Below are 13340 nucleotides of genomic sequence, written 5' to 3' on the forward strand. Positions count from 1 at the left end.
GGGGGCAAGATGCCGGTTTTACGACAGACAGAGTTCAAGGCCAGTGTCGTCTGGCTGGGGCATGTCCCATCCGGCGCGTCGCTGCGCGCCGGAAACGTGGCGCAACTGGATCTGGGTTTCTCCGGTGATCGGGGGGCGCGGCACGAGGGCGTTAACCGGCCATCCTGTGTCCGGGTCAAGAACCTTTATCCCCAGGGCACCGAGATCCGCAATGTCCGCCAACTGACGATCCTGTCCGAAGAAGAACTGACCGAGATCGCGCGGGAAATGGATTTGGACGCTGTTGATCCGGGCTTGCTGGGCGCAAGTGTCGTGATCCGGGGTATCCCGGATTTCACCCATGTCCCGCCGTCCTCGCGCCTGCAAGCGCCCGATGGGCTGACGGTAACGATCGACATGGAAAACCGGCCCTGTGTCCTGCCCGGCCGCGAAATCGAAGCCGAAGCACCCGGCCATGGCGCAGCGTTCAAACCGGCAGCTCAGGGGCGCCGCGGGGTGACCGCCTGGGTCGAACGCCCCGGCATGCTGAAGGTCGGCGACACGCTGTCGCTGTTCGTTCCCGATCAGCGCACCTGGTCCCATTCCTGATCACCGGTTTCCGATAAGACACAGCCCGGCGCGCAATACGCCGTTTCGCAGCCCGAAAATGTCGGAATCCATATCTATTGTTCCGGTGCGGAAAGCTAAGGGTGGTGCAGCACCGATGCTGAAATCGGTTTCGTACCGCATTCAATCAGGGACCCCGCCCAATGAGCTATAAATCCGACATCGAAATCGCCCGCGAAGCGAACAAGAAGCCGATCCAGGAAATCGGTGCCAAGCTGGGCATTTCCAGCGACGACCTGCTGCCCTATGGCCATGACAAGGCCAAGGTCAGCCAGGACTTCATCAACTCGGTGCAGGGCCGCGAAGATGGCAAGCTGATCCTGGTGACCGCGATCAACCCGACCCCGGCGGGCGAGGGCAAGACCACCACCACCGTGGGGCTGGGCGACGGTCTGAACCGCATAGGCAAAAACGCGATGATCTGCATCCGCGAAGCCTCGCTGGGTCCGAATTTCGGCATGAAGGGCGGCGCCGCGGGCGGCGGCTTTGCGCAGGTTGTTCCGATGGAGGAGATGAACCTGCATTTCACCGGCGACTTTCACGCCATCACCTCGGCGCATTCGCTGTTGTCGGCGATGATCGACAACCACATCTATTGGGGCAACGCCTGCGAGATTGACATCCGCCGCGTCGCCTGGCGTCGTGTCGTGGACATGAACGACCGGGCGCTGCGCCAGATCACGGCATCCTTGGGCGGCGTGTCCAACGGTTTCCCGCGTGAAACCGGGTTTGACATCACCGTCGCGTCCGAGGTCATGGCGATCCTGTGCCTGGCAACGGATCTGAAGGACCTGGAAAAGCGTCTGGGCGACATCATCGTGGCCTATCGCCGGGACAAGACCCCGGTCTATTGCCGCGACATCAAGGCCGAAGGCGCGATGACCGTTCTGCTGAAGGACGCGATGCAGCCGAACCTTGTGCAGACTCTGGAAAACAACCCGGCCTTTGTCCACGGCGGCCCCTTTGCCAATATCGCGCATGGCTGCAACTCGGTCATCGCGACAAAGACTGCTTTGAAAGTGGCGGATTATGTCGTGACCGAGGCCGGCTTTGGCGCCGACCTTGGGGCCGAAAAGTTCATGAACATCAAGTGCCGCAAGGCGGGTATTGCGCCGTCTGCGGTGGTTCTGGTCGCCACTGTGCGCGCGATGAAGATGAACGGTGGCGTGGCCAAGGCCGATCTGGGCGCAGAAAACGTGGACGCCGTTCAGGCAGGGTGCGCAAACCTTGGCCGCCACATCGAGAATGTGAAATCCTTTGGCGTGCCGGTCGTTGTCGCGATCAACCACTTTGTCACCGACACCGACGCCGAAGTTCAGGCCGTCAAGGATTATTGCAGCGATCATGGGGTCGAGGCCGTGTTGTCCCGGCATTGGGAACTGGGCTCGGAAGGCTCTGCCCCGCTGGCGGAAAAGGTTGTTGAAATCGCCGAAGGCGGAACCGCGAACTTTGCGCCGATCTATCCTGATGACATGCCGCTGTTCGAGAAAATCGAGACCATTGCCAAGCGCATCTATCGCGCGGACGAGGTTCTGGCCGACAACAAGATCCGCAACCAGCTGCGCGAATGGGAAGATGCGGGCTATGGCAACCTGCCGGTCTGTATGGCGAAAACCCAATATTCGTTCTCGACCGATCCGACCCTGCGCGGTGCGCCCAATGGCCACTCGGTCCCCGTCCGCGAAGTACGGCTGAGCGCCGGTGCCGGGTTCATCGTGGTGGTCTGCGGCGAGATCATGACCATGCCCGGTCTGCCACGCAAACCAGCGGCGGAATCCATCTGCCTTAACGACGCAGGTGAGATCGAGGGCTTGTTCTAAGCTTGCAAATAAGACATCTCGTGATCCGAGGTTTGCGCCCCGGGTCACGAGGAGAATGACATGCCCACTCTGACACCGCCACAGGACTGCAACTCGATGCAGGACCTGCGCGTTCAGATCGACAAGCTGGATCAACATCTGATCCAGATGCTGGCGGCGCGCTTGGGTTACATCGACCGGGCGGCGGTCCTGAAACCGGGCGAGGGGCTTCCGGCCCGCATTCCGGCGCGGGTCGAGGACGTGGTGCAAAAGGTGCGCGCCAATTCGCGCGAGGCGGGGATGGACCCCGATCTTGCCGAACAGCTTTGGCGCATCCTGATTGATTGGTCGATCGCGCGCGAGGAACGCGTGCTCGGCACTGATTGACATTCCGGGCGCGCCTGCGCCCGATCCGTTTTGAGAGAGGGGATCATTGAATGGTAGCGCAAGTCATTGACGGCAAGGCCTTCGCGGCCAAGGTTCGCGCGCAGGTGGCCGATCAGGTCGCAAAGCTGAAAGAAGAACACGGGATCACCCCCGGCCTGGCCGTGGTTCTGGTCGGCGAGGACCCGGCCAGCCAGGTCTATGTGCGGTCCAAGGGCAAGATGACCGTCGAGGTCGGCATGAACTCGTACGAACACAAGCTGGACGTCGAGACCTCGGAACAGGACTTGCTGGCGCTGATCGACAAGCTGAACACCGACCCGGCGGTGCATGGCATATTGGTGCAATTGCCGCTGCCCAAGCATCTGAACGAAGATCTGGTGATCAACTCGATTGATCCGGCCAAGGATGTTGATGGCTTCCACATTTCGAACGTGGGATTGCTGGGGACGGGCCAGAAGTCGATGGTGCCCTGTACGCCGCTGGGCTGCCTGATGATGTTGCGCGACCACCATGGCTCGCTGTCGGGGATGGATGCGGTGGTGATTGGGCGGTCGAACATCGTCGGCAAGCCGATGGCGCAATTGCTGCTGGGCGACAGCTGCACCGTGACCATTGCGCATAGTCGTACCAAGGACCTGCCCGATGTTGTCCGCCGCGCCGACATCGTCGTCGCAGCCGTCGGCCGCCCCGAGATGGTGCCGGGCGACTGGATCAAGGAAGGCGCAACCGTGATCGACGTGGGCATCAACCGGATCGAACGTGACGGCAAGAACAAGCTGGTCGGCGACGTTGATTACGCCAGCGCCGCCGCGCGTGCCGGTGCGATTACCCCGGTGCCTGGCGGCGTCGGGCCGATGACCATTGCCTGCCTTCTGGCGAACACACTGACCGCCGCGTGCCGCGCCAACGGCCTGCCGGAACCCGAAGGTCTGACGGCCTGACCTATTCCGCAGGCCAATTTCTGGCCTGCGGTACCCTTGTTGACGCAACGTCATGGCCCTGACACCGCCCATTTGGGCGGGTCACCTGACGGTTTTGTGACCTCAACTTCTTTGAATCCATAGCAATTCGTGATAGTCCTGTCTTTCCAGTCGGTTAGTGAGTACAGGCGTTCAGTCCCCCGTGGTGTTCAGGCTGGATAACGGGGCGGGCGTCGATGAAATTGTCGATGAGGTTCAAGCTGAAAACGCTTCTTGTCAAACCTGCGCCCCAGCGTGTGATCGCGGGGTTGGTCTTTATCCCGTTACTGGCCTATTCCTTCTCGCCGTTCCGCGGATCAGAGCTGTCATTTCCCATGCGGCTGGTATTTTGGGTCGGGGTCATGGCGCTTGCCGTTGCGGTGACATGGGCGTCCCGGAATTTTGTCCGGGGGCGCTTGTGTTCGGCGGGGCTTCCGGCGCGGGATTGCGCGTTTTCGGTGGTGATCTTTGTGCTGTTCACACCCGCCCTGTGGGGCTTTGCGTGGTTGCTGTTCACCTGCGACGGGCAGCAGACACCGGGACCCTGGTCAATAGCACCCTATGGCGCTCTCTTCGCCGCCGGGCTGATGTTGGTGGTGGGGCCTGACCAGACCGAAGAACAGGCACAACCGCAGCCACGCCTTGCGCGCAGGCTGCCCGAGACATTTGATGGCGAAATATACCGGCTGACCGTCCGAAACCATTTCGTGGATGTCGTCACGTCCGAAGGTACCTTTGCAATTCGCATGCGCTTTACCGACGCGATCGCCGATATGGAACCCGTGGCAGGGTGCTGTACGCACCGATCACATTGGGTGACGGAATCCGCGATAGCGGGAGTCGAGAAAACGGATGGCAAGATATTCCTGCGCCTGCGGAACAATGACCGCGTGCCGGTCAGCAGGAAATACAAGCCCGGTCTGGAACAGGCGGGTCTGCTATAGCAGCCCTGCGTCAGCGCGGCAGCGGAATGATCTGGGGCTGCGACCCTGTCAGAATGGCGCGTGCATCCGCCCCCATCAAATCGGTAAGGGCCGCATCGGTGCTGCGCAACCCGCCTGTATAGGTGCCATAAGCCGGCAGGATCAGCTTGTGACCATCCAGCAAAAAGGACGGCCGGGTGATCGACCTGCCCCTGACCCTAAGTTGGACCTTGGGGTGATAGTGGCCCGAAACCTCGCCCTGACGGCCCGGTTGGGCGATATGGCAAAACACCAGGGGCGGTTGGGTCATTTCAACCAGATGCGTGCCACCCATCTCGACGGGGCCGGGGTCGTGGTTGCCTTCGATCCAGATCCATTTCCGACCGGCTTGCAGGGTGGCGATCTGCAGCCTTTCTTCGGCCGTCAATGACTGTGACGCGGCGATATCGTCGAAACTGTCGCCAAGACAGATCACCGTCGTGGCCGCGCTGTGCGCCAAATCCGTCGCAAGCCGGTCCAGCGTTTCGCGGGTGTCATAGGGCGGCAAGGCGCGGCCGCTGCGCCGTGCGATCCGTTCCGATTTGCCCAGGTGAAGGTCCGAGACGCATAACAGGTCATGCGCGGGCCACCAAAGCGCGCCGGACCCCAGGGCCCGCAAACGCTGCCCAAAAAACGAAAAAGCCAGGTCGTTCATGTTACGTTCTTGGCGCGATGGGCCAGGTTTTGCAAGCACCGTGTCACGGCTGTGACAATCCCGCGGCGTGCAACAGGCGCGCGCTTTCTTCCGCCAAAAGCCTCTCTTCGGCGGCGCCTTTCACCGGCACTTTTCCGACCTCAAGCAGCAGCGGCGCCGCCAGGGGCGAGACCCTGTCCAGCCGCACAAGATCGATCCGGTCCCCGATCCGCGCGATCATGGATTCGATCCGGCTGAAATCGACCAGCCCGCGCATGGCTTCTTCGCGGGTGATCTGCATCAACAGGTGGTCGGGGTCGTATTTCAAAAGCGTGTCATACAGGATGTCCGAGGAAAACGTCGCCTGGCGCCCGCTTTTGCGCTGTCCGCCAGTGTTGCGTTCGATCAGCCCCGCAATCGTTGCCGAGGCGCGAAAGGTCCGTTTCATGACCGCGTTTCCCGCCAGCCAGCGGTCCAGCCCATCCCTCAGCGCGGACAGGTCGAACAGCGCGCGCGGGTCGGTTACCGCATCCAGCCCCCATATCAGGGTTGCGTAGTCGGTCGCGACAAACCCCAGAGGCGCCAGACCCGTTTCCTCCATCCGCTTTGTCAGCAGCAACCCAAGCGTTTGCTGCGCGTTTCGTCCCGCAAAGCCAAACACGCACAGGTTTTCGCGCCCGTCATTGGGAAAGCTTTCGATCAGCAACCGGTCGCGCGTCGGCAGGAATGACAGCTCGCGCTGAAGCTGCAGCCACGCGGCGGTATGGTCGGGCAATTCGGGCCAGTCAGGCTGCGCAAACATGCGCAAAATCCGGTCGCTCAGCTGGGTCGAGGTTGCGAATTTTGTCCCCGAGAATGTTGCGATCTTGGGTTTCTTGTCCGCACGGCGGCTGACCTCGACCACCATCTCGCGCAGACCTTCGTACCGGACAACCTGGCCTCCGATCAAAAAGGTGTCGCCGGGGGTCAACGACGCGGCAAAGGCTTCTTCGACTTCGCCCAGGGGTTTACCGCCCCGGTTACGGCGCAACCGGACCTTCAGCGTATCCGTTTCCTGGATCGTGCCCAGGTTCATCCGGATACGCTGTGCCGCGCGCGGGTCGCGCAGTTGCCAGCGGCCATCGTCGCGGCGTTGAAGTCGCTGCCAGCGGTCATAGGCTTGCAAGGCGTAGCCCCCGGTTGCGCAGAATTCGAGGCAGGTGTCAAACTGTGGGCGGGTCAGGTGCGAGTAGGGCCCGGCCGAGATCACCTGCGCGTACAGGTCGCTTGCATCGAACGGCCCCGCAGCCGCCGTGATCAGAATATGCTGACACAGGACATCCCTTGGGCCTGGACCACGCGGGTCACCGTCCAGCTCATGGGCCTGCGCGGCCCGCAATGCGGCGACGCATTCAACCACCTCGAAACGGTTGGCGGGGACAAGAATTGCCTTTGAGGGCGCATTGTACCGGTGGTTTGCCCGGCCGATGCGTTGAACCAGTCGCTTGACGTTTTTGGGGGCGCCGACCTGGATCACAAGGTCCACATCGCCCCAGTCAATGCCCAGGTCCAGGCTGCCGGTGCAGACGATGGCGCGCAGGTCTCCGCGGACCATGGCGGCTTCGACCCGTTCGCGTTGCTGCCTGTCCAGGCTGCCATGGTGAATGCCGATCGGCAATCCATCATCATTCGCAAGCCAGAGGTTGCGAAAGAAGATCTCGGCCTGTGCGCGGGTGTTGTGGAATATCAGCGTCGTTCTGTGCTGCTTGATCTGTTCCATCACCGCCGGAATGGCATAGGCCGCACCTCCACCGGACCAGGGCGGCATTTCGCGGGTCTTCAGCATCGAGATATCAGGGTCGGGTCCGGGGTCTGCCTGAACGATCCTGCAGGGGTCTGGGTGGCGGGCCAGAAACCGTGCAATCGCCTCGGGGTCCTCGACCGTGGCTGAAAGCCCGACACGGCGCAGGCCGGGACACATGGCCTGTAACCGGCTTAACGCCAGCATCAGCTGATCGCCCCGTTTGCTGTCCGCCAGCGCGTGAATCTCGTCGATTACCACGCGCTGCACGCCATCAAACATGCGTGGTGCATCCTCGTACGAGGTCAGCAGGGCCAGGCTTTCCGGTGTCGTCAGCAGGATGTGGGGCGGGTCGGCGCGTTGCCGTTTCTTTTGCGTGGCCGATGTATCGCCTGTGCGATCCTCGATGCGGATCGGCAGACCGATTTCATCCACCGGAATACGCAGATTGCGCCGGATATCGGCCGCCAGCGCCTTGAGCGGCGAGACATAGATCGTATGCAGCCCGGTATGACGACCGTCGGCCAGCTCGGCCAGCGACGGCAGAAACCCGGCCATCGTCTTGCCGCCTCCGGTCGGGGCGATCAGCAGGGTGGCCGGATCAAGACGCCGGTCGAACAGTGTTTTTTGATGGGGGTGAACAGACCAGCCCCTGTTGGCAAACCAGGTGTGAATCAGGGGGGGGATGGCGGTCATGTGATCAGTTTATCCCGGCTGATGGCGCGGCACAGGAAAAACTGAAATACCGGCGCCGGAAAGGTGATCCGGCGCCCGTTGCCGACCGAGTGCAGTCGGCGGGCGTTGGCTATTTGACGATTTCTTCGTCTTTGACGAACATGTTGGCCCAGGCCCTGTCGATCAGATCGGGGGTCATCTGGTAGGGAATGCCTTCAAACTCGCAGATCGAGATCATTTGGTCGATCAGGAAGATCGGCTGGTAATTGGCATAGACATTGTTGATCGTCGGGTATTTCACCTTCAACAAATGCACCAGGGCACGTTCATCCAGGGGCATGCCGCGTTTGCGGGCGACCATGGCAAAGATTTTCAGGAAGTTTTCCTGGTTCGGGCCATCAATCTTGATCTTGAAGAAAATCCGGCGCAGGGCGGCCTGGTCGAAAATCTCGTTGGGGTGGAAGTTGGTCGAGAAGATGACCAGCGTGTCGAACGGGACTTCGAATTTCTCACCGGATTGCAGGCCAAGGATATCCTTGCTTTCTTCCAGCGGAACGATCCAGCGGTTGATCAGCGCCTGGGGCGGTTCGGCCTGACGGCCAAGGTCATCCACGATGAAGATGCCGCCTGTCGACTTCAGCTGCAGCGGTGCCTGATAGGTGCGCGCCGTCGGGTTGTAGACAAGGTCCAGCATGCTCAGCGACAGCTCACCGCCGGTGACAACCGTGGGACGTTCACACTGTACATAGCGCGTGTCGAAGCGCTTGCGGCGGCGCAGGCTGTTGGGGTCGTCGGCTTCCTGTTCGATCGCCGTATGCACGATCGGGTCATAGACCGTGATGACCTGACCGGCATACTCGATGGCGCGCGGGACATAGACATTGTCACCCAATGCATCCCGAATTCCGTTCGAGATCGAAGATTTACCGTTGCCCGGCGGGCCGTACATCAGGATCGAACGACCGGCGCTGACGGCGGGGCCCAGGTGATCCAGCAAGCTGTCGGGCAAAACCAGGTGGCCCATCGCGCCGGTCAACTGGTCGCGGGTCACCTGAATGTTGCGGATCGATTGCCGTTTGACCTGTTCACGATACACGTCCAATGGCACGGGCATCGCGCCGAAATACTCGGACTGGCTCAGCGCGTCCAACGCCCGTGCCTTGCCGGCATCGGTCAGCTGATACCCCATCTCGTTGCCGGAATTGGCGTTCAGTGTGCCTGTCGCCTCCAGCAGCTTCTGTTCGCGCGAGATATCGACCAGCTCTTGTGTGACCGAGGATGGCAGGCAGATCGCCTCGGCAATTTCCGAAACCGTATCCACATTCTTGCGAAATACCGTTTTCAGCAGGATATCCCGCATCATCACCAGCGGAAGCTGCATTTCCTCCAATCCCTTGGGGGTAGGAGGGGCCATCACGGAAGTGGTCTGCATGTTCATGAGCGCGGCTCGTTTGTCCAATTTTCACACATTTGGCCCCTGTCGGGGGCGCTTGCGGAAAATGTGGCGCAGCTTTGTGGCAGTACCAAGGCGCAGGCAAGGCGTTCGGATGATGGTTTACGATCCGTTAAAAGCGCCCAATATCAGATAGATGGCCAGGCTTCCGGCCAATGCCAGCCCCATCGGAAAAAGCTTGCCCTTGTCCCAGCTGACCCAGTTGGGCGCAATGGCGCGCAGACCGGTATGCTTGGCCAGCCGATGGGTGGCAAACGCGCCCAATGTGGTGGCCATGAGGATCACTATCACCTCGCGCAAGTCACCAACCCAGACAAAGGCAGAGGCGGCAGCGCAGAACTTGGCATCCCCCGCGCCCATAACGCCCGCGGCGTTCAGGACAATGCCAAGCAGCAAGATCACGACGATGTGGAGCATTTGCCAGGCATAGACGGGCAGCGTCACCGACAATGGCCCCAGGTCACCCGCGACCCAGTCACCGGACCAGGGGGGCAGGGCGAACAGCCCGATCCCGACGAACACCGCACCCAGCGCCAGGACTGCGTGGTTCTTGATCCGCATCTCGCGCATGTCGGTGAAGGCGACATAAAAGCAGATCGGCAGAACGAACGGCAAGAACCAGATCGCCGCCGCAGCAGGTATGTTCATCTATCAGGCTTCCTCAAGCGCGCGCAGCGAACGGACAGCTTCGTCAAAATGTTGCGGATGGGTGGCGATTGCTTCGCGGAACAGGTTCTTGGCGGTTGCCACATCCCCCTGTTTGACAGCCGAAATCCCCATCGTGTTCAACAATTGCGCCCGTTCGGCTTGTGACATCGGAATGACGGGCAGCGTATAGTTCCCCTGCGCGCTCCGGGCCAGAACAAGGTTGTTCTTGGCGGTGAACAGCCCGTTATCCTGACGGATGGCCTCGGTAAACAGGCGCTCGGCGTCGGAATACTCGCCACGGGTCAGTTTCGAATAACCCCAGTTATTCATGACACCCGCCGGACGCGTGGTCAGTCCAACGGCGGTTTCATAAAAATGATCCGACCGCTTCCAGTCCTTGTTTGCATCCGCAACCAGCGCTTCGAGCCTGTAGCGTTTAAAGGTTTCATGGGTCGGCGGCACCTTGTCCAGCGCCGCTCGGGCCTGATCCCAGCTTCCGGCCCGCACCAATGCACCGGCGTAATCCACCCGGTCGGCATTGGTCGCGCCTTTCATGGTCGTGACCCGTTTCCACGCCGCTGCGGCCTCGGTGGTGCGCTTGGCACGGGTCAGCGATATCGCCAATCCCCGTTGCAGGTCGATACGACCGGGGTTCTTGCTGGCCGCGCCGTGGAAATAGGTCACCGCCTCGTTCGGGTCGGCGGCGTTCAGCATCACGTCATTGAGGTTGGTTTCGTCGATGACGTTCACCTCTTGAAAGGTGCGTTCGACTTTTTCTTCTTCGGTTTCCTTTGCGCAGGCAGACACAATCAGCCCGCACACGACGACTGCCGGAATCAGGAATGGTTGGCGCATTTTAGCGTCCTTTACTGCTCGCCTCGATTACTGGATCTTGCGAAGAACGAATGCACCGTTGCCGCGCTGTTCCAGCGTGTATTCTTCTTTTTGTTGAGCAGTATTATTAGCAGGATTTTCCATTTTTGCGAGTGCTAACCGCAGATTGTCGCGGATTGCGTCACTTTCGCCATTGTCCAGCGCGTAGGCGCGCTGAAAAACCTGCGAGGCCTCGGCATACGCGCCGGTCTCGATCAGCAAGACACCCAGGTTGTTCCACCCAATCGGCCAATCGGGGTCTTCCTCGACGGCGCGCCGCAACAACGGCTCGGCCTGTCCAAGCCTGCGCAGGCCCAGGTTCGCGGTTCCGATGGATGTCAGGATTTCGGGTGTCATTCCGTCGACCAGTGCCGCGCGCGTAAATGACTCGATCGCCAGTTCGTATTCCCCGGCAATCATCAGCCTGTTTCCGACGGCCACTTCGTCAACGGGTTTGCCCGACGGGTCAACGCCCGGGGCATAGGGCGAGCCTTTATCGGCAGTTTCCGTACAAGAAGCCACCGCGACCAGAACCGCGGTGGCTTGTATCAATCGGCGAAACCCTGATCGGGCAAGGCCCGGTTCTGATTTCATCGGGTTACTGACCCCTGTTTCCGAACTCCATGATGCCTTTGGCGGATGGTCCGACCAGAATGACCAACAACGGAGGCACCGTCAGCATCATTGTGGCAAGTGTCATTTTGGTTGGCAACTTGTTCGCGGCCTCTTCGGCGCGCATGACGCGTTTGTCCCGCATCTCACCGGCGTAAACCCGCAGGGCCTCGGCGATTGACGTGCCGAAAGTTGCCGACTGGATCATCACGGTCACGAACGAACTGACATCCTGAACGCCGCACCGGGTCCCGAAATCGCGCAGAACGGTGTCTTTTTCTTTGCCTGCCTTCATCTCATAGGCAACCACTTCGAATTCCTGGGCAATGTCCGGGTAGGATGCCCGCATTTCCGACGCCACCCGCACGATGGCCTGGTCCAGCGATTGCCCGGCCTCGACGCAAACCAGCATCAGGTCCAGCGTATCGGGAAACCCTGCGATAATGGCCTCTTTTCGGGCTTCGACCCGCCGCGTGATCCAGTATTTGGGGATGTAATATCCCACGGCACCGGGCACCAGAACGCGAATGATCATCTGCTGGCTGGTAAATTCCTGGCCATTGGAAAAGACCGTCACCAATAGGACGCCGATGATGATACCGGTGATCCCCAGGGCAAATTGGGCAAAGTGAAAAAACCGGACCGCATCCTTGGATTGATAGCCAGCCTGCCGCAGTTTCAACTGTACGGCCGAGAATTCCTCTTCGTTCTTGGGTTCAAGGAATGTCGCGAACTTTTCCAGCTGTTCGTTGCGCCCCGAGGTGCGCAATTGGTCCTTTTTGTCCTTCTTGGTTTTCTTGGGCGCCGCGTTCGAGCGCTGAAGTTTCTTCAGCGGGTCTTCGGGCTGATTCATCATCAGCATTGCCGCGACCAGTATCATGAACAGCCCCAACACGCCGACGACGATAAGGGGGCCGAACTTACCCAGGTTGTCGGTCAGCAAGTCGTTGATTTGGGTCAGGAAATCCATTTTCGTGCCCTCAGACCTTGATGTTGGTGAGTATGCGCATGACGATCAGGTTCAGGGTCAGCATGATGCCGACAAAGAAACAGGCCGGAATGAACCATTTGTGATCCAGAACCGAGTCGTAATACCCCGGATCCTTGACCAGGATGAACACCAGGCAGAACAACGGAAACCCGGACAGGAACTTGCCCGACCATTGCGCTTCGGCGGTGATCGCCTTGACCCGGCGGAACAGACGGAACCGGGCCCGGATAACTTTGGCCAGACCCGCCAGGATTTCGGCAAGGTTGCCCCCGGATTGCTGCTGGATGCTGACGGCAACCGCCAGAAAGCGCAGATCCTGCATGTCCAGCCGTTCGGCCATATCCTTTAGCGCCTCGCCAACGTCGCGCCCATAGGCGCATTCATCTGCGATCACGCCGAATTCTGTTGCGATGGGGTCCTGTACCTCGTTGGCCACGATCTGAACCGAGGACACGAACGGGTTGCCCACCCGCAAGGACCGCACCATCAGTTCAACGGCATCGGGCAGTTGCTCTTCCAAAAGCCCCATGCGTTTCTTGGCCTTGTGGTTGACCCAGGAATAGACCGCGCCGACCCCGATCGCGATGGAAATCGCGGCCCGCAACACGGTGTCGGTCCGGGTTCCGATGCTCAGCCCCATAAAGGCCACGGCGGACACCAGCGCCATGATCATGATCAGTTGGCGCGGGGTAAAGGCGATGGCCGCCTTTTGCGCCTTGTCGGCCAGCAGCGAATAGAGCGGGATGCTCTGGGTTTTCATGTGCTGCTGCATTTCCTTGCGCAGCTGTTCCAGAACCTGTTCGCGCCCGACACCCTTGTCGATCATGTCCAGGCGCCTGTTCACGCGACTGTTCAGGCTGATGGATTTCCCAAATGCCACCAGGTAGATGCCTTCGACCAGGAGAAGGACCCCGACGAAGATCACGACATAGATAAGCGCCTCCATAGGCAGTTGCATATC

Annotated in this window: 13 protein-coding genes; 5 read left to right on the forward strand and 8 right to left on the reverse strand. The window is 60.4% G+C overall.

Going from position 1 to position 13340, the window contains the following annotated elements:
* The first annotated feature begins 9 nt into the window (after positions 1–9).
* From ACXAG8_RS11870 to ACXAG8_RS11890, 5 genes are all read left to right on the forward strand, one after another.
* The gene (locus ACXAG8_RS11870; RefSeq protein WP_475224770.1) at positions 10–588 is read left to right on the forward strand and encodes an MOSC domain-containing protein; all 579 of its coding nucleotides are present in this window, start codon (positions 10–12) and stop codon (positions 586–588) included.
* Between the two features lie 161 nt (positions 589–749).
* On the forward strand, positions 750–2426 hold the full coding sequence (locus ACXAG8_RS11875; RefSeq protein WP_475224775.1) for a formate--tetrahydrofolate ligase: 1677 nt from the start codon (positions 750–752) through the stop codon (positions 2424–2426).
* 60 nt (positions 2427–2486) lie between these two features.
* Positions 2487–2792, forward strand: coding sequence for a chorismate mutase (locus ACXAG8_RS11880; RefSeq protein ID WP_475224778.1), 306 nt, complete (start codon positions 2487–2489; stop codon positions 2790–2792).
* A 50-nt stretch (positions 2793–2842) separates the two neighbouring features.
* Positions 2843–3733, forward strand: a complete 891-nt coding sequence (gene folD, locus ACXAG8_RS11885) for a bifunctional methylenetetrahydrofolate dehydrogenase/methenyltetrahydrofolate cyclohydrolase FolD (RefSeq protein ID WP_475224781.1) — start codon at positions 2843–2845, stop codon at positions 3731–3733.
* A 215-nt stretch (positions 3734–3948) separates the two neighbouring features.
* The gene (locus ACXAG8_RS11890; RefSeq protein WP_475224787.1) at positions 3949–4695 is read left to right on the forward strand and encodes a LytTR family DNA-binding domain-containing protein; all 747 of its coding nucleotides are present in this window, start codon (positions 3949–3951) and stop codon (positions 4693–4695) included.
* A 10-nt stretch (positions 4696–4705) separates the two neighbouring features.
* On the opposite strand, the gene pdeM is transcribed toward ACXAG8_RS11890, so the two are convergent.
* The 8 genes from pdeM to ACXAG8_RS11930 all read right to left on the reverse strand — a co-directional run bounded on the left by pdeM (position 4706) and on the right by ACXAG8_RS11930 (position 13337).
* Positions 4706–5368, reverse strand: a complete 663-nt coding sequence (gene pdeM, locus ACXAG8_RS11895) for a ligase-associated DNA damage response endonuclease PdeM (RefSeq protein ID WP_475224791.1) — start codon at positions 5366–5368, stop codon at positions 4706–4708.
* Positions 5369–5411: 43 nt separating this feature from the next.
* A complete protein-coding gene (locus ACXAG8_RS11900) occupies positions 5412–7823 on the reverse strand; it encodes a ligase-associated DNA damage response DEXH box helicase (protein ID WP_475224796.1) in 2412 nt (803 codons plus the stop codon).
* A gap of 109 nt (positions 7824–7932) precedes the next feature.
* On the reverse strand, positions 7933–9240 hold the full coding sequence (locus ACXAG8_RS11905; RefSeq protein ID WP_475224803.1) for an ATPase: 1308 nt from the start codon (positions 9238–9240) through the stop codon (positions 7933–7935).
* A gap of 117 nt (positions 9241–9357) precedes the next feature.
* Positions 9358–9903 (reverse strand): prepilin peptidase, encoded by a 546-nt coding sequence (locus ACXAG8_RS11910; RefSeq protein WP_475224808.1) that lies wholly within the window; start codon positions 9901–9903, stop codon positions 9358–9360.
* A gap of 3 nt (positions 9904–9906) precedes the next feature.
* Positions 9907–10758, reverse strand: coding sequence for a tetratricopeptide repeat protein (locus tag ACXAG8_RS11915; RefSeq protein WP_475224813.1), 852 nt, complete (start codon positions 10756–10758; stop codon positions 9907–9909).
* Between the two features lie 27 nt (positions 10759–10785).
* A complete protein-coding gene (locus ACXAG8_RS11920) occupies positions 10786–11370 on the reverse strand; it encodes a tetratricopeptide repeat protein (RefSeq protein ID WP_475224818.1) in 585 nt (194 codons plus the stop codon).
* A gap of 4 nt (positions 11371–11374) precedes the next feature.
* A complete protein-coding gene (locus tag ACXAG8_RS11925) occupies positions 11375–12358 on the reverse strand; it encodes a type II secretion system F family protein (protein ID WP_475224823.1) in 984 nt (327 codons plus the stop codon).
* Between the two features lie 10 nt (positions 12359–12368).
* Complete coding sequence (locus ACXAG8_RS11930) at positions 12369–13337, reverse strand: type II secretion system F family protein (protein ID WP_475224827.1); 969 nt, start codon at positions 13335–13337, stop codon at positions 12369–12371.
* Positions 13338–13340 lie beyond the last annotated feature (3 nt).

It is taken from the genome of Ruegeria sp. ABD4_443 (assembly GCF_056160865.1).

Coding starts and splice junctions, on each gene's coding strand:
- ACXAG8_RS11870 (WP_475224770.1), top strand. CDS start 10: ATGCCGGTTTTACGACAGACAGAGTTCAAGGCCAGTGTCGTCTGGCTG.
- ACXAG8_RS11875 (WP_475224775.1), top strand. CDS start 750: ATGAGCTATAAATCCGACATCGAAATCGCCCGCGAAGCGAACAAGAAG.
- ACXAG8_RS11880 (WP_475224778.1), top strand. CDS start 2,487: ATGCCCACTCTGACACCGCCACAGGACTGCAACTCGATGCAGGACCTG.
- folD (WP_475224781.1), top strand. CDS start 2,843: ATGGTAGCGCAAGTCATTGACGGCAAGGCCTTCGCGGCCAAGGTTCGC.
- ACXAG8_RS11890 (WP_475224787.1), top strand. CDS start 3,949: ATGAAATTGTCGATGAGGTTCAAGCTGAAAACGCTTCTTGTCAAACCT.
- pdeM (WP_475224791.1), bottom strand. CDS start 5,368: ATGAACGACCTGGCTTTTTCGTTTTTTGGGCAGCGTTTGCGGGCCCTG.
- ACXAG8_RS11900 (WP_475224796.1), bottom strand. CDS start 7,823: ATGACCGCCATCCCCCCCCTGATTCACACCTGGTTTGCCAACAGGGGC.
- ACXAG8_RS11905 (WP_475224803.1), bottom strand. CDS start 9,240: ATGAACATGCAGACCACTTCCGTGATGGCCCCTCCTACCCCCAAGGGA.
- ACXAG8_RS11910 (WP_475224808.1), bottom strand. CDS start 9,903: ATGAACATACCTGCTGCGGCGGCGATCTGGTTCTTGCCGTTCGTTCTG.
- ACXAG8_RS11915 (WP_475224813.1), bottom strand. CDS start 10,758: ATGCGCCAACCATTCCTGATTCCGGCAGTCGTCGTGTGCGGGCTGATT.
- ACXAG8_RS11920 (WP_475224818.1), bottom strand. CDS start 11,370: ATGAAATCAGAACCGGGCCTTGCCCGATCAGGGTTTCGCCGATTGATA.
- ACXAG8_RS11925 (WP_475224823.1), bottom strand. CDS start 12,358: ATGGATTTCCTGACCCAAATCAACGACTTGCTGACCGACAACCTGGGT.
- ACXAG8_RS11930 (WP_475224827.1), bottom strand. CDS start 13,337: ATGCAACTGCCTATGGAGGCGCTTATCTATGTCGTGATCTTCGTCGGG.